A 25,790-nucleotide genomic window follows, 5' to 3' on the forward strand; every position below is an offset into this window, starting at 1 on the left:
GCCGAGGGCCCTCTTTAAGCGGTCCACTAAGAACCTTCGGCAGGCGACTGCGCGGCTCTCGAATGGGGCGTTCCCTATAAACTTCAGATGATGCGCGTCTCAGCAGATCGCCGCGGCTGAACCTGTGGCGTGGCGGATACAGCTGTAAAATCAATCCCTTAGCGTAGTCGTTTGATCAGCGGGGTTATCACCATAACCGGCAGCGTGACGTCTTGCCTATTCCGGCGGGTTCTGTCAGCTCATGTCGTCTGGGCGACAAATTTGCGCTGGATGGGAACGATCGATAATGCATTCAACGGGTTGATCTTTTCGACGCCCGCCACGCCCGAATTCGGCCTGCATCGGCTGCCGAAAGCCGCTGATATCGATGCCGATGCCGATGCCAAGCGGAAATCCACGTGCTCGGCGGCAAGCCGCTTCACTATAAATTATAATCATCTAATATACAGGCAAGCTCCGCTCATCCAGACCATCTGCTGGCCTTGATGAAGCCCTGCGGCGGAGGATGCATGACGACTGACAAGACTGGCAGAGTGCACCAATCCGGCACCCGCGCGGATCGCCATCAGGCTGGCATCTCAGAGCGGCCAAGAAGGGCATGTCGAAACAGCCACATCGAACAATGGGAGCAGCATGACTGAAAATAGCCCTGCGCCATTTTCATTTCGATTTAGTGGTTCGTCCTTCGACAACATGGTCGAAACGCTGGGCGGCGCTTTTGGCGCATTTGATGCCGAGCCCGTCGGCCGCGCCCAGGACTTCCATTGGGGATTGGATTTCTCCGTCTGTGACAAGGCCGTCCTGCTCACGGGTTATCACGAGGCGGAGTTTCAGTTCAATATCGAGCCGACCGTCGATACGTCGGAGTATCTGTCGATCGTCGTGCCGCGCAGCGGCGGCATGGGGGTCACCTATGGGTCGCGCATCGCCGAGGCCGGGCAAGGAAAATTGCTTCTCTATAACAATTTCGAGCCTGACAGCGTCATCATGCATGGGCAATCGAACGTCATCGACGAATTGCTGATCAACTGGCCTGTCATCCTCCAGACGATCGGCCAGACTTTCGAGATGCCGTTCAGCGGCTCTCTCGACCTGCTGCCGGAACTGGATCTGTCCAAGCCGGAAGGTCGGCTGATCGGCAACCTCACGGAAACGATCATCTTGGGCATGCGCAACGATGGGCCCTTGCTGCAGTCGCCGATCGCCATGGCGCATATGACGCAGGCGCTGGCCGATCTGGTCGTGCGCCTGGTGCCGCACCGGCTGTCGCATTTCCTGGAGAATGGCCCCGCCCTGATCGCCCCCCGGCACGTCCGCAGGGCGATCGAATTCATGCATGCCAATATCGATCAGCCGATCACCATGTTGAAGGTGGCCGAAGCGGCCAGCGTATCCAGCCGGGCGCTCGAAACCGGTTTTCGTGCATTCAGGGGAACCTCTCCCGCCGCCTATCTGCTGACGCTTCGGCTGCGCGCCGCGCGCCAGGATCTGCTCGATCCCGAGAGCAAGGAGACCATGAAGGCCATCTGCCTCAAATGGGGCTTCTTTCATTTCGGCCGGTTTTCCGCAGTCTATAAAACCACATACGGAGAATACCCCTCCGACACCAGGAAGCGCGTAATCCGTCGATAGCGGCCGTGGCTTGCGGCGCGGGGGTGTTTACGTCTCGTCCCTCGGCGGCAATGTGTAATGCACTCTCATCGTCCTCGGATCCCGCTTCACGATCTGCATGAGCCCTTCGCGTTCCGCCAGGACGTTGAGTTCCCTGAGCACGAGAGAATGCGCGATCCCCAGCTTCCGCGCAAAGGCGCGGCTGTCACGCGCAATCCCCAGCTCCGCGGCGACAAGCAGACCGGCCTGTATGGATGTCAGCCCGACATCCTTGCCTTGCGCCGCAGCGACGAGGGCAAGAAAACGATCGGCGTCGGACGCCTCTTCGCTCACGCGGCTTTTCGCCGGCGGAAGGACACCATGATGGATTTCGAGGTCGGCGTATCGCTTTCCCTGCCGGCGCTGCCAAGCGGCACGAGCACGTTCAGTTCGGGGTAGTAGCCCGCTATGCTTCCTCGCGGAATATCATAGGGCACAAAGCGGAAATTCTCAGCGATACGCTGGATACCGTCCTCATGCTCGCCGACCACGTCGACCCGGTCACCGGCCTTAGCATTCATCGCCTCCAGGTCGGCTGGATGAATGAAGATGACCTGCCGTTCCCCATAGACGCCACGGTATCGGTCATCGAGACCGTAAACCGTCGTATTATATTGATCGTGCGACCGGAACGTTTGCAGGGCGAAACGCCCCTCGCCCTTTCGCGCCCGCTGATGCACCGTCTCCTCCGGAAGCGCTTCGCAAGAAAATGACGCCTTGCCAGCCGGCGTATCCCACTCCCTGTGGGCGGCCGTATTGCGCAGGTGGAAACCGCGCGGTTTGCGCAGGCGCGTATTGTAGTTTTCGAAGCCTGGAATGGTCGCCTCGATATGATCGCGGATGCGGTCGTGGTCGCCGGCAAGCTCTGCCCAATCGACCACGGCGGAGCCGACCGTCGCCTGTGCAATGCCGGCAATGATGGCGACTTCCGAGAGGAGATGCGGCGAAGCCGGGCGATTGATGCCGGCGGAACCATGCACCATGCTCATCGAATCCTCGACGCTCACGAGCTGGGACTTGCCCGCCGCGTTCAGATCCATCTCGGTGCGTCCGAGGCACGGCAGGATGAAGGCCGTCTCGCCGGGCATGAGATGCGAATGATTGGGTTTGGTGGCGATATGCACCGTCAGTTTCAGCCGCCGAAGCGCCTTTTCAACGAGTGCGCTGTCGGGCGTGGCGCGGGCGAAATTGCCGCCAAGCCCGATGAAGGCCTCAGCCGAGCCGTCGAGCATTGCTCCGATCGCGGCAAGGACATTGTGGCCGTGTTCGCGGGGAACGGTGAAGCGGAAATGCTTCTCCAGCGCATCGAGGAAATTGTCTGCCGGCTTTTCGTTGATGCCGACGGTGCGGTCACCCTGCACGTTGGAATGGCCGCGAACCGGGCAAAGGCCGGCGCCCGGCCGGCCGATATTGCCGCGCAGGAACATGAAGTTGGCAATCTCGCGGATCGTCGCCACCGAATGCAGATGCTGGGTCACGCCCATCGCCCAGGTGCAGATGACCCGCTCGGCATTGATATAGACATCGGCCGCCCGTTCGATCTCCTGCCGGCTCAGTCCCGACTGGTCCTCGATGTCAGCCCAGTTCGTCGCCTCGACCGCTGCCCGGTATTCTGCAAAACCCGCGCAATGTTCGGCGAGAAATGCATGGTCGAGAACGGCGGGCAGACCGGCGGCGACCGCTGCTTCTTCCGCGGCCAGCACGGCCTTCGCCATCCCGCGCACCGCGGCCATGTCGCCGCCGAGTTGTGGCTGCAGATAGAGGCTCGCGATATCGGTCGAACCACCGCGCAGCATCTCGACCTTGTCCTGGGGGTCGGAGAAGCGCTCCAGGCCGCGTTCGCGGATGGGATTGAAAACGATGACGCGCGCGCCGCGGATCGCCGCCCGGCGCAAGTCGCCAAGCATCCTCGGATGGTTGGTGCCGGGGTTCTGTCCGATCACGAAGATCGCGTCGGCCTCTTCGAAATCCTCCAGCAGCACGGTACCCTTGCCGACACCGATCGCCTGACGCATGGCGATGCCGCTCGCCTCGTGGCACATGTTGGAGCAGTCGGGAAAATTATTGGTGCCGTAGACGCGCACGAACAGCTGGTACAGGAAGGCGGCCTCGTTGCTCGCCCGGCCCGACGTGTAGAATTCCGCCCGGTTGGGATTATCGAGGCCTGTCAGAATGCTGCCGATCTCGGCAAAGGCATCCTCCCACGCGACCGGCAGGTAACGGTCGCTCGCCGCATCGTAGCGCATCGGGTGGGTGAGGCGGCCATTGAGTTCCAGTTCATAGTCCGTCAGCCGGCGAAGCTGCGATACAGTCTTTTCCGCGAAGAAGGCGGGCGTGGCCCGCTTCTCCGTTGCCTCCCAGGCAACAGCTTTCACGCCGTTCTCGCAGAACTCGAACGACGATCCGTGCTCCGGGTCGCCCCAGGCGCAGCCCGGGCAATCGAACCCATCAGGCTGGTTCGCCTTCAGCATCGTCCGCGCCCCTGAAATGGGCATGCCGCTTTGAAGCAACCGCTTCCCACAACTCTTCAAAGCGCCCCAGCCGCCGGCTGCCGCCGATTTTTTACCAATGAATTTTGTGTCCATGCGCCCTTATTGTCGAAGCGGGGAAAACATCAAGGGCGCACGAGCGATGGCTCGATAGGAAAAACCTATCAAGGATCTATCCAACGTCCTTCATGGCATGGCGTTCCTCAGGCGAATGCGCCAGGATGCGATTGCGGCCTTGCGTCTTGGCGTCGTAGAGCGCGGCATCGGCCTCGGTCAGCAGGCGGCTCGGGTTGATCCTCAGGGTGGCTCCCGTTGCGCAGGATATGCCGATGCTGGCCGTCACCCGTCCGAATTCGCTGCCGGAGTGAACGATATTTTCCTGGCTGAGGAGACGTGCGAATTGCTCGGCAACGATCATCGCCCCTTTCGCACTGGTTGCGGGCAGCAGAACGACGAATTCTTCTCCGCCGTAGCGTGCGACGATATCTGCCGGGCGGCTTACGGACTGGCGCAGACACCTGCTGACGACACGCAGGCATTGGTCTCCGGCGGGATGACCATAGGTGTCGTTATAGGCCTTGAAGCGGTCGATATCGACCATCAGAAGGCTGAACGGCGTGTTTTTCCTGGCGCTTCCTGCGGTCTCACGTGCGAAAGCTTCGTCGAAGGCCCGGCGATTGACCATGCCGGTGAGCCCATCTGTCTCGGCGAGGTTCTTCAGCTGTTCCGCCGAAAGCCTGAGCGCGATTTCCGCCTGCTTCGTCGCTGTGATGTCTGAGACAACGGCCATCGCCGTGCCGTCTTCCGCTAGCCTTGTCCGGATGCTGCGCCAATCGCCATTGTGAAGCTGAACCTCTTCGTCCTTGTTGCTATGCAACGTAGCGGCGGTGGCCTTGATCCACTCTTCACGGTCATTTTGCGGGATACCGGTGCGCTCGCCCGTTTCGGCGACGCGGCGAAGGATGTCGCTGATATGCGCACCAACCACGCGGGCGTCCCCGGATAACGGAAAGGCGGTGCGATACTGGTCGTTGCAAAAAACGAGAAAACCCTTGCTGTCATACATGGCGATGCCATCGGACATGCCGGCCATCGCATGCGACAGCAGGTTCTTGCTCTTGCGCAATTCCCGCTCCAGAGCAGTCCGCTCCGTCACGTCACGCGTGACGCCGGCAAGGCCGATCACCCGCCCCTGCCTATCCTTCAGCGGCACCTTGGAGGCGAGCAGGTATCTGTCTTCGATACGCTCGACGGAGTCGATCAGGGGCACCCCGGTGTCCATGACCTGCTGTTCGAGATAATAAAATTCTTCGGCGCGCGGCCGCGATATAAGATTGAAATCCGACAATCCGGTCATCTCCGCCGTGGTTCTGAAACGAAAAAGGCGGATCATATTTTCATTGACGGTGATGAACCGGCTGTTTCTGTCCTTCACATAGAGATAGTCGGGCGACTGCGAAAACGCGGTCACCAAGATGCTCCGCTCCAGCTCCCATTGCTGCGTCTTCAACAGAACGAAACCACACAGCGCCGTCGCCAGGCAATTCAATACCGTCATCGGCAGACCGATGATGGCCAATACGCGGGCGTGCACCAGGGTGGGAAGCACCGCCATCAATACGATAAGTGCGGCGCCGAGCGCGAGGCTCAGCAGCGCAACGTCCATAAGCTCGGGAGATCTCTTCCGGATCCAGACATTGGCAGCCAGGCCGATCCCGGTCGCGACGGCAATTGCGATCAGACCATCGATCATGGCCGTGCCGCCGACAGCAAAGCGGAAGGCCATTGCCAGCGACGCCGCAAAGGCCGCAGCGATCGGTCCGCCAAACATGCCCGCCAAAGCAAGCGGCGAAAAGCGCATGTCGATATAGATGCCGGGATTGACTTCGACGGCCAGCAATATGGACCCGACAGAGGCACCGCCGGCTATGAGTCCGAAGGCGATTTTTTCCTGTATGACCGAACGACTCTGAAATTGGATCGAGAAATGCGCCCAGAGCGAAATCGCCAGGCACACGAATGACAGGTTGCCACCGAATTGCGTCCAGATGCCATTCACTGCGTTGGATCCACCTTCCAATACGTCATCCGAACCAATCATAGGGCAATACTGGTTTGGGCTTCGTTAAACTAAAGACCCACCAGGGCATATTCTTTCGCAGATGCGTCGCCAGGCCGACCGGCAGCAATGCGACGACAGGAAAGCGGCGTCCGCCACAAGGACGAGGTCGGGGGCGTATGTAACAACGGCATCCTCTGTGTCAGGACGCACAGCCCAATGACGCAATATAGCGTTATCGGAATAAGTCTGCGCAATCGGGTCACTCGTTGCGAGCAGCCATCCCATGCCGTCAGCAGCCGGCTGCCGACGGCATCGTCCGCCACTTCTCTTCTATTTGCAGATCGCCGCCGCCAAGAAGCCGCGCATCGCCTCGCCATAAGGCGGCCGCATCATGTATTCCGCTTCCACCATCCTGCTCTGGTGATAGACGGCGCGCGGGTGCGAGAAGGCGAGGAAGCCGAACTTGCCGTGATAGGCGCCCATGCCCGAATGGCCGACGCCGCCGAAGGGCAGGCCTTCCGCCGTGACGTGGCTCATGCAGTCGTTGACCGTCACCCCGCCGGAGGTCGTATTGTCGAGGACGAGGGCCTCCTCCTGCTGATCCTGGCTGAAATAATAGAGTGCGAGCGGGCGCGGCCTGGCATTGATGCGATCGATGACGTCGGCAATATCGCGATAGGGAAGGACCGGCAGCACGGGTCCGAAGATTTCCTCCTGCAACACGCGCATGTCTTCCGTGGGATCGAGGATCAGGGTCGGAGGCATGCGGTGGGCCGATTGCTGGGAGAAATTCTCTGCCGCCGGGTTGATCTCGACGACACGGGCACCCTTGGCCCTGGCATCGTCGATCAAGCCCTGGATGCGGGCGAGATGGCGGGCATTGACGATCGAGGTGTAGTCAGGATTTTCCTTCAGCGCCGGATACATAGCGCCGACCGCCGCGACCGCGTGTCCGGCGAAGGCCTCGACGCTTTCCTCGGGCACATAGACATGGTCCGGCGCCAGGCAGATCTGGCCGGCGTTCAGCGTCTTGACGGTCATGACGCGGCGCGCCGCGTCTGCGAGGTCGGCCGAGCGGCCGACGATGACGGGCGACTTGCCGCCGAGCTCAAGCGTCAGCGGCGTCAGGTTTTCCGCCGCCGCGCGCATGACGTGATGGGCGATTGCGGTTCCGCCGGTGAAGATCAGATGGTCGAAGGCAAGTGATGTAAAGGCCGTGCCCGTGGCCGGTCCGCCCTGAACGACGGCGATTTCCGTTTCGTCGAAAGCGCCGGCAATGAGTTTCGCCATCAAGGCGGCCGAGGCTGGCGTCACCTCCGACGGCTTGATCATGGCGCGGTTGCCGGCGGCGAGAATGCCGGCAAGCGGCGCAAGGGCGAGCTGATAAGGGAAATTCCACGGGCTCAGGATTCCGACAATCCCCTTCGGCTGATAGACCACTTCGGCCACCGCGTCCGGGAACAATGCCTCGTGCTGCTCGGGCTTCAGCCATTCGGCAAGATGGGCCTTGGCATATTTGAGCGAACCGACGCAGGTAAAGACGTCGAGAAGCAGGCTCGCCTCGACGCTGCGGCTGCCGAAATCCTCCGACAGGGCAGCGGCAATCGCATCCTTATGGTCGACGAGAAGGGCGATGACGCGGTCGATGCGATCGATGCGGGTGTCGATGCTCGGCGGCCCTTCCCTGAGGAAAGACGCCCTTTGCCGGCCAAGCAGCGCCTTCATGACATCAGGGCTGGTATCGGTGGCGATTGGGGTGACGGTGTTCATTGTTTCCTCCCTTGAACGGTGTCAGACGGCCGGCTGACGCACGACCGGTTTCAGCACGATGCCCTTCTCGGAATCCTCCACCGCCTGGTTGATGTCGGCGAAATCATAGAAGGTGATGAGCCTGTCGAAGGGGAAGCGGCCCTGCCGATGGAGATCGATGAGCAACGGGATCAGCACGTCGGGATTGGAATCGCCCTCGACGATGCCGCGGATCCGACGCCCGCCGGACAGGATATGGGTGAGGTCGAGCGTCAGCGTCGCGCCATGGGGAGAGGCCCCGACGATGCCGCAGGTGCCGCGCGGCGCCAGCACGCGCACGCACTGGTCGATGACGGCGGGCACGCCGGAGGCATCTATCGAATAATCGACGCCGGCGCCAGTCAGCGCCATGATCGCGGCAACCGCGTCGCTTGCCTTGCCGTTGACGATGTCGGTCGCGCCGAGTTCCGCCGCAAGCGCCAGCCGCGTCTCGTTGACATCGACGGCGATGATCCGTGAAGCACCGACGATCCGCGCCGCCATCACGGCAGCAAGACCGACGGAGCCCATGCCGAAAACCGCGAGCACTTTTCCCGGTTCGACCTTCAGCGCGTTCATGACCGCGCCGGCGCCGGTCTGGATGCCGCAGGCAAGCGGCCCGAGCAGCGCCAGATCCGCATCCTCAGGCACTTTCACGATATTGCGCTCATGGCACAGCGCGTGGCTGGCGAAGGAGGATTGGCCGAAAATATTGCCGTGAACCCGCTCTCCCTCGCATGAGAGCCCGCTCGAACCATCGGCGCGCGCACCGAAGAAATTGCGCGGGAAGAATTCGTGGCAATAGGTCTCCTCGTGGTCGTTGCAGCTCGGGCAATGACCGCAGGAATTGAAGGTCATGACCACTTGATCGCCGGGCCTGACCTTGGCAACGCCCGGTCCGACACGCTCGACGATGCCGGCACCTTCATGACCGAGCACGACCGGCTGCGGCACCGGCAAGTGCTGGTCACGCATGACGATGTCGGTGTGGCAAACCCCTGTTGCCACGACGCGAACAAGGATTTCACCCTCGCGCGGCTCCTCCAGATCGAGCCTTTCCAGCGAAAACGGCATATGCGGCGCACGCGCCACCGCGGCATGGATCTTCATTGCTTTCCTCCTCCCGATGATCGGCTCGCGACGGCCCGGCGAGACGGGCCCGTCCTCAGCGGCCGCGCTTGTAGGCGCCGAGCCCCGGCTGATAGGTCTTGTCGTCGAGGAATTGCTTCAGCCCCTCGTCGCGCCCCTTGGTCTTGTCGAGAAACAGCATCTGTTCCAGCTTGGCGTAGATGTAATCGTCGGCGAGATCCCAGGGCAGGTCGCGCACGCGCTTGTAGGTGTCCTTGGCTGCCTTCAGCGTCACCGGGTTCTTTTCGAGCAGGCTGGCGCAGATCTTGCGCACCCGGCTTTCCAGCTCCGCCAGCGGCACGGCCTCGTTGACGAGACCCATTTCCGCAGCCTTGCGCCCGCCGAACAGTTCGCCGGTCATGATGTAATAGAGAGCGTCGCGATGGCGCATCACTTCGGCGACTGCGCGGGTGACATTGCCGCCCGGCAGAATGCCCCAGTTGATCTCGGAGAGTCCGAAATTCGCCTCCTCGGCGGCGATGGCGAGATCGCAGGAAACGAGCGGCGTGAAGGCGCCGCCGAAACACCAGCCGTTGACCATGGCGATCGTCGGCTTTTCGAAATACATCAGCCGGCTCCACCAGCCGCCGGACTGCCGCCGCGCCTTCAGCGTGGCATTGCGCGGCTTGTCGTCATTGTCGCGGAAATATTCCTTCAGATCCATGCCGGCCGACCAGGATTCGCCGGCGCCGCGCAGGACGAGGACGCCGCAACGCTCGTCTCCCTCGAGCTCGTCGAGCACTTCGAGCATCCTGATATTCAGGGCCGGGTTCATCGCATTGCGCTTTTCCGGGCGGTTGAGGGTCACGAAGGCGATGCCGTTGTCGAATTCGACCAGAACCGGCGATTGCATATCGGTCATGAGGTTACTCCATGGGTTTCGGCGTGAATGCCGGGGGCCGCGTTACAGGGCCTGTCGTTGAAGGGTTTCGTCGGAATGGAACCGGCGCAGGACATGTTTCTGGACCTTGCCGGAGGCGGTGCGGGGAATGGCCTCGACAAAGAGGATGCGCGCCGGGCGCTTGAAGGCGGCGAGCCTTGCCGCGCAATGGCCGGCGATCTCATCGCCCGTTGCCGCAGCACCCTGCCGCAGCACGACATAGGCGAGGCCACATTCGCCCCACCTTATATCGGGAACGCCGACGACCGCGGCGTCGAGAATGTCGGGATGACTTGCGAGTGCTGCTTCGACCTCGGCGGGATAAACATTCTCGCCGCCGCTGATATACATGTCCTTCAGCCTGTCGACGATGCGATAGAAGCCGTTCGCTTCGCGCCGGCCGAGATCTCCGGTGCGGTACCAGCCTTCGGTGAAGGCGGCAGCGGTTTCCTGAGGCTTGTTCCAGTAGCCAGGCGTCACCGCCGGACCGCGCAGCCAGAGTTCACCGATCTCGCCTTCATCAACCTCGCGGCCATCCTCATCGACGATACGAATGTCGAGCAATGGCGCGGGCAGACCGACGCTGCCGGGATTGTCCTGCACGGCGCGCCGATCGATCGGCACGTGCAGCACCGTTCCGGCCTCGCTCATGCCGTAGCCGTTGACCAGTGCCACGCCGTCATCGAGATAGCTTTCGATCAGCGCCTGCGTCAGCGGCGCGCCGCCGACGAAAAGCGCATGCAGGCCGGCGAGCGCCGCGGCGCTATAGGCGGGATCGTTGCGCAAGGCGAGCGCGATCTGCGGCACGGCGAAATAATGGGTGATGACACGCTGCCGGTCGGCAAGGGCTGCGAGTGTGCGCGCGGGCGTGAAGCGGTCGGAGACGACAAGCGTGCCGCCCAGCATCAGCGTGGTGCGCGCCACCGCGATCAGCCCGATCGTGTGGAAGAACGGCAGATCGCACAGGGCGACGGATCTCGGCCCGATCTCGCCGACGACGGAAAAATTGATGGCGGCAAAGAAGGCGTTGCGGCGGGTGATGATAACGCCCTTCGGCTGTCCCGTCGTGCCCGAGGTGTAGAGAAGGACGCAAGGCGCGTCGGCATCGACGGACATCGGAGCGGCCGGGAGGCTCGCTTCGATCCGCGCGGCGAGCCCGGCCGAGCCGTCGGCCGTCGATATCACCGCCATCTCAGGGTCGGCGCCCGCAAGGCTGGTGACGGTTGCCGCGAACTCTTCGTCGTGAACGAGCAGAGCCGGCGCACAATCGGCAAGGATCGGCCGCAGCTCGGCGGCGTTGAGGCGCCAGTTGAGCGGCACGTAAACGGCGCCGGCACGCTGGCAGGCAAAGGCAAGCACGATCGAATCCATGGAATTGCGCGCCAGCATGGCGACACGCGCGCCGTCGCGACGTGCTCCGAGCACATCGCTCAGGAAACCGGTGCAGCGGGCGATCCGCGCATCGAGCTCGGCATAGCTGAGCTGCCGGCCGGTGGCGATCTCGAACAGAGCCGGACGGCCTGGTGCGACGCGGGCGCGGTAAAGGATCGGATCATCCGTCACCAGTCCGCAATCCACCGACGAAGCCATCCCGGAAAAGGAATGCGCCATGTTCTCCTCCCATGCCCACCGCTCCCCGCAGCGGGCATCAAATTTGTATGCAACACATACTAATATCTTTTTCCTGTGATGCAAGAGGCTGTTTAAGGCAAATCCGATCGCTCCAATAGCACGGGAAAATCCGCACTATGGATATTGACTAACCTGCTGATTTTGATGGTTATGACCCTGGATGAGGCGAGAACGAACGATGAGCACAAAACCAACGCAGGACGATTTCGAGGGCGAAGATGCTCCCGCGACGCCGGGCCTCGACGTCGGCCGGCTTGGCGATCTGCTGGGATTTCATCTGCGCATGGCGCATGTCGCAGTCTATCGCGACTTCGCCGAAACCATGGCGGCGCTGGCGCTGACGCAGAAGCAGCTGGCGGTGATGGAACTCGTCGCCGGCAATCCGGGCGCATCGCAGATCGACCTTGCCAATACGCTCGGCACCGACCGGGCGACGATGATGGCCCTCGTCAACCGGCTGGCCGCCCGCGACCTGATCGAGCGCCGCCCCTCCGCGGCCGACCGCCGCCGCCAGGAACTTCATCTGACGGAGGCGGGGAGCGCAATGCTCGCCCGGGCGCGTGAGCTGATCGATAGGCATGAACAGCGTTTCATCGAGCTGTTTTCGCGCGACGAAATGGATGCGCTGCTGACGGCGCTGAAGCGGATATACAAGGGGAAGTGAAACCCGCCTTCGCTCAGGAAGCGAGCAGCATCCAAGCCTTTAGATTTCTATTGGGAAACTCCCGTGTTATGATCCCTGTCCTGGCGTCGTCCGCCGTGGGTTCTGCGCACGGAGACTTGTCTGATGAGCGAAGTGGACGTCCTTTTTGCCTCCCTGCGACAGGCGGCTGACCCGCGGACGGTCGAGTGCATCGAGAACGTCGTCATGCATGGCTCGGATCGCGAGCTCAATCGCATCAATGCGCTCGCTTTCGCCGATAAGCACCATCTCGATGAAGAGAAAACCATCGCCGCATTTCTCCATGCAGCCCGCATAGGCGCATTCGAGATGACCTGGAATGTCCTTTGCCCGGGATGCGGCGGCGTCCTCGACAGCGGCGCAACCCTCAAAACCGTCGTCCATGAGACGTACCATTGCGCGCTCTGCGCGGCCGGCTACGAGCCGACCCTCGACGAGATGGTCGAGGTCACGTTTACGGTCAGTCCGCGCGTGCGCAGGATTGCCGCCCACGATCCCGATCGGTTGTCGCCGCTCGAGTACTACCGCCAGATCTTCTTCAGCTCCGGGGTCGACCTGCCTGACGATCTCGAAGCGAGGTTGGCGCGCATCCAACTGGAGATGATCGAGCTGGATCCGGGCGAGAAGGCCTTCGTCTCCCTGCAACTGCCGGCGCAATTCGTCATCATCTTCGATGCGGTCACACACTCGGCGCAGTTCATCGACGTGCAGGGTGAGCCCACAGACGAACGTCAAACCCTCTCGATGATCATCAGCCGGACGCATGCGCTGAACGAAACGCTGACCCTCCGCCCCGGCTTACTGCGGCTCACCCTCGAGAACCACACAGATCGCAGGGTGGTGCCGAACGTCTGCATCGCAGGCGATGACCTGCACGACCTCTTGGGCCGCAGGCAGGCTTTCCTGACCGCCAAGCGCCTGCTGACGAACCAGAGCTTCCGCGACATCTATCGGACCGACACGCTCGACGTCGACCAGCGCCTCAAGATCACCAGCTTGACGTTCCTCTTCACCGACTTGAGGGGCTCGACCGCGCTTTACGAGCGCGTCGGGGATCTTGCCGCTTTCGATCTGGTGCGAGCGCATTTCCGGGTTCTTCACGAGATCGTCGCCACAGAGGCCGGAGCAGTCGTCAAGACCATAGGCGATGCCGTGATGGCGACCTTCCCGAGCCCGGACCGCGCGGTAGCGGCCGCTCTCAAGATGCGGGAGGCGATGCTTCGGCTGAATACCGAACACGGCAGCGACGATCTTCTCCTGAAGATCGGCATCCATGAGGGACCATGCCTCGCCGTCAACCTGAACGACCGGCAGGACTACTTCGGCCAGACCGTCAATATCGCTTCCCGCGTCCAGGGCCTTGCCGATCCCAATGTGATCATGACGACCGAGGCGATCGTTGGGGATGCCCAAGTTTCAGAGATCCTCCGCGACAGCGGCATCACCTCCGCCTCCCGAATGGCGGAGCTTCAGGGGATCGGGAGAGAGGTAAGGATTTTTGCGCTGTCGTGAGGGTGGTCTTCGAGGTCAAGCCAACTTGAGTGGTTTCCGCTAACGGCCCTTTTTGGACTTTCATTGGGCAATCAGTGTTCGGCAGCTTCGCGCCTCTTCTCGGTCATAGAGGCAATTGTTGCCGCTCCCCGAAAGCGGCCATAGCATTGGTTTGGCGAGACGACATCTGTGCGCCATGTGTGGACGTCGGCTCTCGTCGGCTTAATCGACTTGGGACGAAGGCGATCAAGAACGAGCACATGGTTCCAGTTCAGCACATGGCTCCAGTTCATCGTCGGGCGAAAGCAGCTTTTTCTTTCTAAGCTGAGGTAGTCCGGACAACGCGGAGCAGCGGTACTGTGCCTTGGCCGTTGGACCACAGCCCCAAGCTGTCATCAACAACACTTGAACGTCTGTCAGAATTGCAAAAAGTGTGCATAATTGACAAATGAGAACAATCAGTTGTTGATACTGATCGCGAAGAGGTTGGGAGGCCTCTTGTTCAACTTAGCAGACTACCAGGAAATGCAAGGAGAATTCGACTACAATCCAGGGAGGAAGAACAATGACCAAAAAGGCAGTATCGCGTCGAGAGTTGCTGGGAGCCTCTACGCTCGTTGGAGTAACCGCAGTTGGGGCTCTTGCCGCCCCGGCCGTGCTGGCCCAGGCACCCACCGTCATTAAAATGCAAACATCCTGGCCCGCGTCGGACATCTGGATGGATTTTGCCCGCCAGTACGTCCAACGGGTCGAACGAATGTCCGGCGGACGCCTGAAGTTCGAACTAATGCCTGCCGGTACGGTCGTCGGCGCGTTTCAGGTGCTCGACGGCGTCAACGATGGCGTGATCGACGCAGCCCACACCGTTCCCGTCTATTGGTACGGAAAGCACAAGGCAGCTTCCCTCTTCGGTACCGGGCCGGTATTTGGCGGCAGCGCAACCACCATGCTCGGATGGTTCCATCAAGGTGGCGGCAAGGATCTCTACCGAGAACTCACCCAGGACATCATGGGGCTGAACCTTTACGGCTTCTATGGCTTCCCGATGCCCGCGCAGCCGTTCGGCTGGTTCAAGAACCAGGTCGCGACCGTGAACGACGTCAACGGCCTCAAATATCGCACGGTCGGGCTCGCCGCCGATCTCATGCAGAATATGGGCATGAGCGTCGCTCAACTTCCGGGCGGCGAGATCGTGCCGGCAATGGAGCGAGGTGTCATCGACGCCTTCGAGTTCAACAATCCCTCCTCTGACCTACGGTTTGGTTCGCAGGATGTCGCCAAGAACTACATGCTGTCGTCCTACCATCAAGCGAGCGAATCTTTCGAGTTCCTCTTCAACAAGGATGTGTTTGACGACCTTCCCGACGATCTGCAGGCGATCCTGGAATATGGCGTGGAGGCAGCAAGCACGGCGAATACAGCGTCCGCGATGGACAACTATTCAAGCGACCTTCAAAAACTCCAGGCCGAACATGGCGTGACCGTGCACCGCACTCCAAAGGAAATTCTGGATGCGCAACTGAAGGCCTGGGATGCGATCATCCCCACGCTTGAAGCGGATGCGTTCATGAAGAAGGTGCTCGACAGTCAGCGGCAGTGGGTGGAGAGGGTCGTGTACTACGAATTGATGAACTCCGCCGATCTCGCACTCGCCTATGAGCACTATTTCCCCGGAAAATTGAACCTCGGAAAATAGATGGTGGAGGCCCGGTATTTCCGGGCCTCGTCCCTCATCGAGGTTAGGGAGGCGCTTGCATGCTCCGTTACATTGCATTCGCCGACGATTTGTCGGCGTGGTTCGGCAAGGTGTTCGCGTGGGGGATACTCATCATGGCCTTCGGCGTCGGCTATGAGGTTGTCGCACGCTACCTCTTTCGCGCGCCGACCCCCTGGGCCTTCGATCTGAGCTACATGCTCTATGGAACGATCTTCATGATGGCGGGAGCGTATACCCTCTCGCGTGATGGCCATGTGCGCGGCGACTTCATCTACCGGCTCTGGAAACCGCGCACGCAGGCCAGGCTGGAACTGGTGTTGTACTTCATCTTTTTCTTTCCCGGTATAACCGCGCTGGTGTTCTCGGGCTGGAAATATGCCGCACGCAGTTGGGGCTACCTGGAGGTCAGTTCCAACAGTCCCGCCGGTGTGCCGATTTTCCAGTTCAAGGCCGTGATCGTCGCCGCCGGCATTCTCCTGTTCCTGCAGGGCGTGGCGCAGGTCTTCCGCTGCATTCTCTGCATAAGGACGGGCGAATGGCCGAAGCAGGCCGAAGATGTCGAAGAACTGGAAAAGGTACTACTGGAAACAAAAAGCCTGGACGTGCTCAAGTCCGAGGACGAGGGTTTCCTTCCGTCGCGGGAACTTGACGCTGGACGTGAACCACGGGATCGGGACGCTCAATGACGGATGCGCATATCGCCGTCGGGATGCTCCTCATCCTGATCCTCACCATCTTCCTCGGCTTCCCGGTGGCGTTCACCTTGATGGCTCTGGGTGTCGGCTTCGGATACTATGCCTATTTCGATGCCGGCCGCATGTGGCGCGGCTATGACCGCGCGCTCGAATCCGGCGGCGATGCCGCTACACTGGCGGAGACCTGGATCGGCGGTTTCTTCAACAACCGGATCTTCGATCTGTTCGTCAACCAGACCTACTCGGTCATCCAGAACGACGTGCTGACGGCTATCCCGCTGTTCCTGTTCATGGGCTACATCGTCGAGCGAGCCAACATCGTCGATCGGCTGTTCTCGACGCTATTCAGCGTCACGCGCCGGGTGCCCGGCTCGATGGCGGTCGCCGCCCTGGCCACCTGCACACTCTTTGCCACGGCAACCGGCATCGTCGGGGCCGTGGTGACGTTGATGGGACTGCTCGCCCTACCAGCGATGCTGAAGGCAAAGTATGACGTGCGCTACGCGACCGGCGTGATCTGCGCGGGCGGCACGCTCGGGATCCTGATCCCGCCTTCCATCCTGCTGATCGTCTATGCGGCCACCTCCGGGATCTCGGTTGTCCGGATGTATGCGGCGGCGCTCCTGCCCGGCCTCGCCCTGGCGGGGTTTTATCTCATCTATGTCGTGGTGCGAGCAATCCTGCAGCCGCAACTGGCGCCGCGGCCAACGAAAGAAGATGTGGGCGAGCACACGCCGGTCCAGCTCGCCTGGATGATGCTTACATCCTTCGCGCCGCTCGCCTTTCTGATTCTTGCGGTGCTGGGTGCCATTCTCTTTGGCCTGGCAACGCCGTCGGAAGCCGCCGCAATCGGCGCATTGGGGGGACTGGCGCTTGCTGCGGCCTATCGGGCCCTGACCTGGCAGCGACTGAAGGAGTCGGTGTATCTGACGGCGCGAACGACCGCGATGGTCTGCTGGTTGTTCGTCGGTTCGGCGACCTTCGCATCGGTATTCGCCTATCTCGGCGGCCAACAGTTCATCAGTGACTTCGTGACCGGCCTGGACATGTCGCCGCTGATGTTCCTGATCCTGGCCCAGATCATCATCTTCATTCTGGGCTGGCCTCTGGAATGGACTGAAATCATCGTCATCTTCATCCCGATCTTCATTCCGCTGCTGCCGCATTTCGGGATCGATCCGCTGTTCTTCGGTATCCTCGTGGCAATCAACCTGCAGACGGCCTTCCTATCACCACCCATGGCGATGTCGGCATACTACTTGAAGGGCGTCTCGCCTCCGCATGTCAAACTGACCGACATCTTCCGCGGCATGATGCCGTATATGTTGATCGTCATTCTCTGCATGGTGGTCATCTATCTGTTCCCGAGCATCGTCTACATGCTGCCGAATCTACTCTATGGAGGACAGAGATGACGCAGTGTCTGGCCCATTCCGAAAGGATAGACCGATGAACAGAAGCCGGTTTTTTGCAATATTTGCATTCGTGACGCTTGTCGCGTTCTGCGCGATCATCCTGGCGTTTGTTCCACGGTTCGATTTGGCCGCTGCACTGCTGATCGGGATTGTCCCTGCGGGGTACGACGTCTGGGATCAGCTCTTTCGGCGACGCCCGTCGAAATCGTCTGGATAGACTGCAATCGTTCAACTGCCGCGCTTTCGTGACGGCAATCCGCTGCAAAAAGCCCGTTCGTCCAGCGACCTACGGGCTCTTGGCTTGGAAATTGATCGCCCATGGCCCCTGCCTGTGAAAGCGAGAGGCACCGTCGTTACGTGAACTTCCGGTTAACTCGCGTCGAGAAGGCGTCGGTGCGCGACGTCCGCGATGAGCGCCAAATCGAGCCGTACGTCATACTCGTGGTCTACGACTGCTCCTGGCGCATGGCAGTCCTACGCGGCTTGCGATTCCGGCAGCATGATTGTGTGACCCAAGATTGGCAAGCCATTGCTTTGACCAATGCCCCAAGCCTAAGGCCAATCCGCATAGCCTGAGGACAGCATACTGTCTTCCGAGCTGGCCGAAGCGCAGCGATTTCGCGGTAGCCGGCGGGAGAAAGGCCGGTCTTGCGCTTGAAGAAATGGCTGAAATAGGTCGGGTCGCGAAAGCCGAGGCTGCCGGAGATTTCCTGGATATTGCGGGCCGATCGATCCCCCTTCCCCCTGACCGCGCTGCTCGCTTCTCTCGCTATCGGAGCCGCCATTCAGCTTGGAAGAAGCCGCTTGCCGCCCGACGTACTACGAGTTTGAGGTGTCCCATCATTCCGGAGCAGCTCGATCCCGACCTGTTCAGAAGCAGAGTCTTATGGATGCAGGCATTCTTGAAGCACGGTTCAGACCCTTCGCATCCAGCGCCACGGCTGATCGGAGACGGGATACAGGGTCACGGCTCGATCTCCGCGACGTGCAGAGAGATTATTGGATGCGATTGAAGCCCCCACGCTGTCGCCTGACACGACAGGCATCACGGCTGCCGTGGCCGTGTCGAAATTTCCGTCTTCGAAGATGGACATCCATTTAGAACGGCGGGTTTTGAATCGTCGCAAAGTTAAAAGTATCCACCATGGTAGCAATGGGGTCTGGGAAATACCGGTAAGTTGCAACGCGCTTTCCATGCACAATGTAGTCTTTTTGCTCGACGTCTCCCATCACAATCAGCGAAACCGTCACCCTGGAAGTTCCAAGCATCTTGAGAGCAACGATTCTTTCCTGTGATGTCGGGCATTGCTCCCCGACATCACACAGCCTGCCAATCAATCTCATTTGAGCGAAAGGCTCGAAACCTTGGAAAGACGAACCGCCTATGAACTTAACCTTGTCGTTGAAGGCCGACCATTCTGTTCCGGCGGTAATCCTCTCAAACATTGCGGCGGCATTTTTGAAGGTGAAGTCCTTGGCAACGAAAGGCGCGACCGAAGAGATCAAAAGCGTGACATGCTTTTCGCCAATCCAGCAGTCAATCCACAGATGGTTGTCGTCAGGCGCGTTGCGCGCGATGTCGCGACCTTTACAGGCGGGGTCGGCAGCCATGCTAGTGTTGGCTGGCCCCCTTATCAGCCACATGGCTGCGGATGATTTCTCAGCGGTGACAGCCCAAAGCGCCGCAAGAAAAATGATTGCAGTAAAAAATCTTGGCATCAATTTTTCCTATTCAGGTCCGTTGCGAATCCACCTGTGGCTCACCGCTGCGGCCCCCAACGTCAATGCCGGGCGTCGAGTGCGGTACATGTAAAACAACCCGAGAGCGATGAGCACGATTACGAAAGAGATAACTATGCGCTCCACCCAACGCATAAACACGGATTTCGATGAATTGCCCGTTAGCCACTCGCTCAGGATGTCTCCGAGGAAGAAAAGCAAACTATCCATTTCTTTGTTTCCCTGTAACGAGGTCCCAATTTACATCGCGGCTCCTCCTCACAGAGTGCTGAAACCCGTCTGCACCCACAGCAACTGCTTACCGTCCTTTGACCACGTCGCATCAACGGACATGCCATATGGTATCGATCTAAAAGCCCGACGAATGACACCCTTAGTCGGAAATTTGGGCCCGTTCTTTCGGATCGAATACCCGCCGGTAACCCGCTGCGTACCGTCCGACTCTATGTAAGGACGAGCGCTGCTAAAGGCATTCGGCACGTCAAAACCTTGGGCTTTGAACCAGTCGGTGGCGTAGGATAGATTCTCGTAGGAGCCCAGCAGTCTGAACACACAGACTTCGGCTTCGTCCTCGTTGTCTATCCGATCCCAGTCCATCTCCTTTAGGCGATCTGTCGACAGGTCATCCGTTTCTGCCTTCTTGAGACAGGAAGCTGGATCAGGAAAATCCATCATGGCGACCTTCTTGGACGCGGTCATTTCTCGTTCGAACCTGACACGAAATGGGGGCGTTCCGGCGTCAGGCTCGGGACCAGAACTGACCCAAAGCAGCTTCCCGCCATAATAGAGATAGCCGGAAAGTTGGTAACCGAGATATGCCAGGACGACATAAGCGGCATAATTCAGCAGTTTGCGGCCAGCATTGGGTTCCCGCATCGGCCAGGCCTGCAGCCAATCACCTGCTGATTTTCCGGCGAGAAGCCAGTAAAGATAGCCAGTTGCAGCAGCTGCAAGCAGCGCGGCTGAAAGCCTTAAGGGATCATTGACGGGGATACCCGTTGCCAGCAGCCCGGCGATGATCCAGATGGTGAGATACCATCTCCAACTCTTCGCCGGTTTCCATTCTGTCACCGCCAGAACGATCAGCAACGGGATCGTGCCATTGAAGAGATAGCCCGGCGCACGGAATACCACTCCCCACACAAGCGCATCGACAACCAGCGAACCTCTCGGATTTGCGACGCCTCCCTGAGGATGATCGGGGAGAGAAAGTTGTGTCGGAACGGCGTTCAAGAATTCAAATAATGCCGCGAAAGAGACGATGCACAGGATTGTGACCAGCGCGATCCTCAGCAACCGAATGAGGATTGTCATCTTAGATATCCACCGAGATCGTTGCGCTTCGAGGGTAGGTGCAAGACTGAGAGCTGTTCCTCGGCAACAGCATAAGCGCAGGATGACTGGTTCCAAAATGAATGGCTCTGCATCTAGGGCAACGGCTCCCCCCGCCGGGTCGATCTTTTACAGTGAAGCCGTATGGCGGCGATGGAGCCAAACATGGCGAGACAATACCAGGCAAACATCAAGCCGAGCACCCACAGATGCTCGCTGTCGCGAAGAGTGAAGATGGCTGCGACCACGGCAACATGAGCAACAAGAAATCCTATCTTAATGAAGAGCAATAAGCACAACCCTTGTTAGTAATTTGATTGTAAGCAAAACAACCGCAGCTTCCAAGATGAGGGTTCGTTCAGATTGAAAGCTGGTAAATGCCCGGTTACAAACGAGCGAGATCAATCCCGGGTGTTTGGGAGGATTGTGAAATCGGTCCTTGTGGGAGCTGTAATGAGTGCAGGAGATGGCACTTTAGGCCCAGCCGCCAGATCGAGACGCGATGAATAATTTGCTTTTGTTTCTTGGAACAGCTTTTGAGCGACGCGTTATCGGGTCACCTATCCAAGTCGAAGTTTATGCGATGGGTAGAGCGCGTTGTGATCACAATATTGGTGACGCTCGTCGCACTCATGTTGTTCGGCATGCACTTGAAGTAACGTCTGCTCCTGTCGCAAAGCTGGTGTGATGCTTCGACCGCTCTCGGCCCAAAGCTGCCATACCGTCGGCGCTATTTTCCGCGCAATGCGAAGTTGAACCAAACGGTAAAGAGATGGGAAAACTCGGCGAACAGCAGAAGTATAAAGCAACCTCCCCACCGCGGTTCTCCAAAAATCACCATGCTTATGAGCGCCACCAGAAAGTAGGCCGCTGCAAAGATTGAAACGTACCTTAATAGCGCCACCTGTGTCCTCCTTCGGTTATTCGCTTATTTAATCATCCCATCTCAAAATACAATCTAAGGCCGCAACTGGTTCCCATGACTGCAATTGGCGCATTGCAGTCCCACGCCGCCTTGGGGATTCCAAGTCGGCATGATTGCAATCCAGGACGGGCAAATTCCAGCTTTGACCAATGCCCCCGAACCTAAGGCCAATCGGCATAGCCTGAGGACAGCATGCTGTTTTCCGAGCCGGCCGAGGCGCGGGCGATCTCACGGTAGCCGGCGGGTGAAAGGCCGGTCTTGCGCTTGAAGAAGTGGCTGAAATAGGTCGGGTCGCGAAAGCCGAGGCTGTCGGAGATTTCCTGGATATTGCGGGCGGATCGCTCCAATCTCAGCTTTGCCTCCTGCACCACGCGCTCGTGCAGGAGCTGGATCGGCGAGCGCCCAAGCGCCCTTTGGCAGGTGGAATGCAGCCTGTCGGCCGTGACGCCGAGTTCTGCGGCATAATCGCTGATCGGCCGGTGCTGGCGGAAACCGGCCTCGACCAGTTGCCGATATCTCTGCAGGATCGATCCCACTTCGCCCTGCCCGCGCTGCTCGCTTCTTTCTCCATCGGAACCGCGCCAAAGCGCCATCAGGATGAGCCTGATATAGGCGGATGCGACCATCCAGGAGGAGCGGGAAGGATCGCCCAGTTCCCGCACGAAGCCTGAGATCAGCGGGCTGATTTCTGTGACAGTCAAGGGATCCAATACCTCGACCAGCTTGCGCTGTTCGGTGAAGATGCGCAGCGAATAGGATTCCACCTTGTCGCCGATCGCATCGACCATGATCTGCGGCGAAGCGCCGACCAGATGAGCCGCGGTTCCGGCCGATATCGACAGGTCGCATCGCGCCTGCGGTGGCAGGAAGGCAAGCAGCGGTCCGTGCAGCGGCCGATGTTCGCCATTGTCGAAATGAAGCTCCCCACTCCCCTCCCCGAGCAGAAGGAAGTGATGGAAATCGGCATACAGTCCTTTCTGAAAACGGATGCGCCGATGCGATAGCGACGGAGCATGCCACTCGCCCCTGGCATAGTGATGAATCCCTCCGTCGGTCGCCAACGCTTCTCCTCCGCTCCCCAGGTCAAACAATGCTGATATCACCGGATAATTACAATATTAACCCAATAAATCGCATTCCATCCGCACCAGATCGGCGTAACCTTTTCTCCATCAGCCTTTGGGAGGAGGCACTTCAAACAGATACAGGAACGGTCAGGCCGCCCTCGTGGCGCCGCGTCCGCTCGTTTTCTCCCATGGCAACAATGCAAACCGGCATCTGGCGCCACGACGTGGCGCCAACACATGGCGAATTGGGTGGAACAGTGTTTTCGGCAAAACTGATGATCAACAACGAGGCGATGGATGCTTCCGAAGGGGCCGTCTTCGAACGCATCGATCCGTTGACCGGCGACGTCGCAACGATCGCTTCGGCGGGGTCCATTGCCGACATGACGCGGGCCGCCAATGCTGCAGCAGCCGCCTTTCCGGAATGGTCGCAGACCGGCCCGGGCGAACGGCGCAGGCTTCTGAATGCCGCAGCCGACATCCTGGAGGCCCGCACCCCCGAACTCGTTGCCGCCATGACCGGCGAAACCGGCGCCACGGCGCAATGGGCGGCGATCAATTGCGGGCTCGGCGCGGATATTCTCCGCGAGGCGGCGGCGATGACCACGCAAATTTCAGGCGAGCTCATTCCTTCCGGCATTCCGGGAAGCCTTGCCATGGCCGTCCGTCAGCCGGCAGGCGTCTGCGTCGGCATTGCCCCCTGGAATGCGCCTATCATCCTCGGCACCCGCGCCGTCGCCATGCCGCTTGCCTGCGGCAACACCGTCGTCCTCAAGGCTTCCGAACTCTGCCCGAAAACCCATGGCCTGATCGGCGACATCCTGCGTGACGCCGGCTTTCCGCGCGGCGTCGTCAACGTCGTTTCCAATGCGCCGAGCGATGCCGCCGCCGTCGTCGATGCGCTGATCGCCCATCCCGCCGTGCGCCGCATCAACTTCACCGGCTCCACCCGTGTCGGCAGGATCATTGCCGAATCCGCGGCAAGGCATCTCAAGCGCTGCCTGCTCGAACTCGGCGGCAAGGCGCCGTTCATCGTCCTTGCCGACGCCGATATCGACGAGGCCGTGCGTGCTGCCGCCTTCGGCGCCTTCATGAACCAGGGCCAGATCTGCATGTCGACCGAACGGATCATCCTGATGGACGAGATTGCCGACGGCTTCGTCGGCAAATTCCGCACGAAAGCCGCAACCCTCGTCGCCGGCAATCCCAGAGACGGCAACACGCCGCTCGGCACGCTGATCAACACTGAGGCCGTCCGGCGCGTCCGGTCGCTCGTCGATGATGCCCTGCAGAAGGGCGCAGTGCTCGTCTGCGGCGGCCAGGCCAACGGCACGCTGATGGACGCGACCGTCATCGATCACGTGACGCCTGCCATGCGCATCTACCGCGAGGAGAGCTTCGGGCCGGTCGCGGCGATCATCCGGGTCGGCAGCGTCGACGAGGCCGTGACGATTGCCAACGACAACGAATACGGGCTGTCGGCCGCCGTCTTCAGCGCCGACGTCAATGCAGCACTTGCCGTCGCCATGCGGCTCGAATCCGGCATCTGCCACATTAATGAAGCGACGGTTTCCGACGAGCCGCAAATGCCCTTCGGCGGCGTCAAATCAAGCGGCTACGGCCGCTTTGGCGGCAAGGCGGCGATCGATGAATTCACCGAGCTCAGATGGATCACCATGGCCTCGGGAAAACGGCACTACCCGATCTGAATTTGATCGGCCGAAATGAACACTGGGAACGGGCTGGGAGGCCCGATCAAGAGGGAGGAATGATTTCATGAACGGCATATTCCGCAGCGGAAAATTCAACGCGGCATCGCTGAGCCGCCGCTCTTTCATCGCATCGACAGTCGCGGGCGGTGCAGCGCTGGCGCTTTCCGGCCGCACGGCCTTCGCTCAAAGCGGCAATACGTTGAAGGTCGGCTTCATCAGCCCGCGCACCGGCCCTCTCGGCGGCTTCGGCGAGACGGACGGCTATGTGCTGGAACTGGCCCGCAAGGCGCTGGCGAACGGCCTGCAGGCGGGCGGCAAGACCTGGAAGGTTGATATTCTCGACCAGGACACCCAGTCCGATCCCTCGCGCGCCGGCCAGTTGGCGAAGGATCTGATCAACAACCAGGCGATCGACCTGATGCTTGCCGTCTCGACGCCCGAAACCATCAATCCGGTGGCCGACGCCTGCGAAGCAGCCGGCATTCCCTGCCTCTCGACGGTCATGCCGTGGGAAGCCTGGTATTTCGGCCGCGGCGCCAAGCCGGGCGCACCCTCGCCGTTCAAGTGGACCTATCATTTCGGCTTCGGCGTCGAAGAGTTCCACAAGGCCTATGTTTCGCAGTGGAACCTGATCGAGACCAACAAGAAGGTCGGCGTCATGTATCCGAACGACGCCGACGGCAATGCGATCCGCACCCATCTGGCGCCGGCGCTCGCCAAGGCCGGCTTCACCATCGTCGATCCCGGAGCCTATGAAACCGGAACCACCGACTTTACCGCGCAGATCGCTCTCTTCAGGCAGGAGGGCGTGGAGATCTTCAACTCGTTCCCGATACCGCCCGACTTCGCCGCCTTCTGGCGCCAGGCCGCGCAGCAGGGCCTCACCCAGCAGATCAAGATCTGCCAGATCGCCAAAACGGGCCTGTTTCCCTCCGACATCGAGGCCCTCGGCGACCTCGGCCTGAACATCGGCAGCGCCGCCTATTGGCACAAGGCGTTCCCCTACAAATCCACGTTGACGGGCGTCTCCGGCACCGAACTTGCCGACGGCTATGAAACGGCAAGCGGCAAGCAGTGGACGCAGCAGCTCGGCGCCAGCCTTGCGCTTCTGGACGCCGGCTTCGATGCACTGAAGGCCAGCACCGACGTCAAGAGCAAGGAGGCCGTCGCCAAGGCGATCAGCACGCTGAAGACCACCACCATCGCCGGCAAGGTCGATTTCACCAGCGGCCCCGTCGCCAACGTCTCTCCCGGACCGATCATCGGCACGCAATGGGTGAAAGCGCCGGAGGGTTCGAAATTCTCGCTCGACTACGTCGTCACCGAAAACGCCACCGACCCGAATGTCCCGGTCGGCGCCAAGCTCACCGCCTATAACGGATAAC

General features: G+C 60.3%; 18 protein-coding genes and 1 pseudogene. 8 read left to right on the forward strand and 11 right to left on the reverse strand.

The window, feature by feature from the left end:
* Nucleotides 1-633: 633 nt before the first annotated feature.
* Nucleotides 634-1,632: an AraC family transcriptional regulator gene (locus GFM02_RS01660; RefSeq protein ID WP_168320565.1), complete on the forward strand. Its 999-nt coding sequence runs from the start codon at nt 634-636 to the stop codon at nt 1,630-1,632.
* Between the two features lie 27 nt (nt 1,633-1,659).
* Here the strand turns inward: GFM02_RS01660 and GFM02_RS01665 are convergent, their stop codons facing one another.
* The 7 genes from GFM02_RS01665 to GFM02_RS01695 all read right to left on the reverse strand — a co-directional run bounded on the left by GFM02_RS01665 (nt 1,660) and on the right by GFM02_RS01695 (nt 11,608).
* Nucleotides 1,660-1,944 carry a hypothetical protein gene (locus GFM02_RS01665; protein ID WP_168320566.1) on the reverse strand — a complete coding sequence of 95 codons (285 nt, stop codon included), beginning with the start codon at nt 1,942-1,944 and terminating at the stop codon, nt 1,660-1,662.
* Nucleotides 1,941-4,235, reverse strand: a complete 2,295-nt coding sequence (locus tag GFM02_RS01670) for an FdhF/YdeP family oxidoreductase (RefSeq protein WP_168320567.1) — start codon at nt 4,233-4,235, stop codon at nt 1,941-1,943. The genes GFM02_RS01665 and GFM02_RS01670 overlap by 4 nt, the downstream gene beginning before the upstream one ends.
* A 76-nt stretch (nt 4,236-4,311) precedes the next feature.
* On the reverse strand, nt 4,312-6,240 hold the full coding sequence (locus tag GFM02_RS01675) for a diguanylate cyclase (RefSeq protein WP_168320568.1): 1,929 nt from the start codon (nt 6,238-6,240) through the stop codon (nt 4,312-4,314).
* Between the two features lie 291 nt (nt 6,241-6,531).
* Nucleotides 6,532-7,971, reverse strand: coding sequence for a coniferyl aldehyde dehydrogenase (locus GFM02_RS01680; RefSeq protein WP_168320569.1), 1,440 nt, complete (start codon nt 7,969-7,971; stop codon nt 6,532-6,534).
* Nucleotides 7,972-7,992: 21 nt separating this feature from the next.
* Nucleotides 7,993-9,099, reverse strand: a complete 1,107-nt coding sequence (locus tag GFM02_RS01685) for an NAD(P)-dependent alcohol dehydrogenase (RefSeq protein WP_168320570.1) — start codon at nt 9,097-9,099, stop codon at nt 7,993-7,995.
* 55 nt (nt 9,100-9,154) lie between these two features.
* Nucleotides 9,155-9,979 carry a p-hydroxycinnamoyl CoA hydratase/lyase gene (locus GFM02_RS01690; protein WP_168320571.1) on the reverse strand — a complete coding sequence of 275 codons (825 nt, stop codon included), beginning with the start codon at nt 9,977-9,979 and terminating at the stop codon, nt 9,155-9,157.
* A gap of 42 nt (nt 9,980-10,021) precedes the next feature.
* Nucleotides 10,022-11,608: an AMP-binding protein gene (locus tag GFM02_RS01695; RefSeq protein WP_168320572.1), complete on the reverse strand. Its 1,587-nt coding sequence runs from the start codon at nt 11,606-11,608 to the stop codon at nt 10,022-10,024.
* 199 nt (nt 11,609-11,807) lie between these two features.
* On the opposite strand from GFM02_RS01695, the gene GFM02_RS01700 reads away from it, so the two are divergent.
* The 5 genes from GFM02_RS01700 (at nt 11,808) to GFM02_RS01720 (ending at nt 17,629) form a co-directional block, all read left to right on the forward strand.
* Nucleotides 11,808-12,293, forward strand: coding sequence for a MarR family winged helix-turn-helix transcriptional regulator (locus GFM02_RS01700; protein WP_168320573.1), 486 nt, complete (start codon nt 11,808-11,810; stop codon nt 12,291-12,293).
* 123 nt (nt 12,294-12,416) lie between these two features.
* Nucleotides 12,417-13,823 carry an adenylate/guanylate cyclase domain-containing protein gene (locus GFM02_RS01705; protein ID WP_168320574.1) on the forward strand — a complete coding sequence of 469 codons (1,407 nt, stop codon included), beginning with the start codon at nt 12,417-12,419 and terminating at the stop codon, nt 13,821-13,823.
* 544 nt (nt 13,824-14,367) lie between these two features.
* Entirely contained in the window at nt 14,368-15,498 is a 1,131-nt protein-coding gene (locus GFM02_RS01710; protein ID WP_003550987.1) for a TRAP transporter substrate-binding protein, read from the forward strand.
* Nucleotides 15,499-15,557: 59 nt separating this feature from the next.
* Complete coding sequence (locus GFM02_RS01715) at nt 15,558-16,205, forward strand: TRAP transporter small permease subunit (RefSeq protein WP_011649261.1); 648 nt, start codon at nt 15,558-15,560, stop codon at nt 16,203-16,205.
* A complete protein-coding gene (locus GFM02_RS01720; protein WP_168320575.1) occupies nt 16,202-17,629 on the forward strand; it encodes a TRAP transporter large permease in 1,428 nt (475 codons plus the stop codon). Before GFM02_RS01715 ends, GFM02_RS01720 begins: the two co-directional genes overlap by 4 nt.
* Nucleotides 17,630-18,181: 552 nt before the next feature.
* Here GFM02_RS01720 and GFM02_RS01725 read toward each other — a convergent pair.
* The 4 genes and pseudogenes from GFM02_RS01725 to GFM02_RS01740 all read right to left on the reverse strand — a co-directional run.
* Nucleotides 18,182-18,363, reverse strand: a pseudogene (locus tag GFM02_RS01725) (helix-turn-helix domain-containing protein); the annotation flags it as partial.
* 364 nt (nt 18,364-18,727) lie between these two features.
* Complete coding sequence (locus GFM02_RS01730) at nt 18,728-19,348, reverse strand: hypothetical protein (protein WP_168320576.1); 621 nt, start codon at nt 19,346-19,348, stop codon at nt 18,728-18,730.
* Between the two features lie 279 nt (nt 19,349-19,627).
* Nucleotides 19,628-20,683, reverse strand: a complete 1,056-nt coding sequence (locus GFM02_RS01735; RefSeq protein ID WP_168320577.1) for a hypothetical protein — start codon at nt 20,681-20,683, stop codon at nt 19,628-19,630.
* Nucleotides 20,684-21,787: 1,104 nt separating this feature from the next.
* Nucleotides 21,788-22,687 (reverse strand): helix-turn-helix transcriptional regulator, encoded by a 900-nt coding sequence (locus tag GFM02_RS01740; protein WP_168320578.1) that lies wholly within the window; start codon nt 22,685-22,687, stop codon nt 21,788-21,790.
* Between the two features lie 203 nt (nt 22,688-22,890).
* Here GFM02_RS01740 and GFM02_RS01745 point away from each other — a divergent pair, with 203 nt between their 5' ends.
* Nucleotides 22,891-24,402, forward strand: coding sequence for an aldehyde dehydrogenase (locus GFM02_RS01745; RefSeq protein ID WP_246792047.1), 1,512 nt, complete (start codon nt 22,891-22,893; stop codon nt 24,400-24,402).
* A 67-nt stretch (nt 24,403-24,469) separates the two neighbouring features.
* Nucleotides 24,470-25,789 carry an ABC transporter substrate-binding protein gene (locus GFM02_RS01750; protein ID WP_168320579.1) on the forward strand — a complete coding sequence of 440 codons (1,320 nt, stop codon included), beginning with the start codon at nt 24,470-24,472 and terminating at the stop codon, nt 25,787-25,789.
* The last annotated feature ends 1 nt before the right edge of the window (nt 25,790 follow it).

Source organism: Rhizobium leguminosarum bv. viciae, assembly GCF_012276115.1.
Taxonomy (GTDB): domain Bacteria; phylum Pseudomonadota; class Alphaproteobacteria; order Rhizobiales; family Rhizobiaceae; genus Rhizobium; species Rhizobium leguminosarum_T.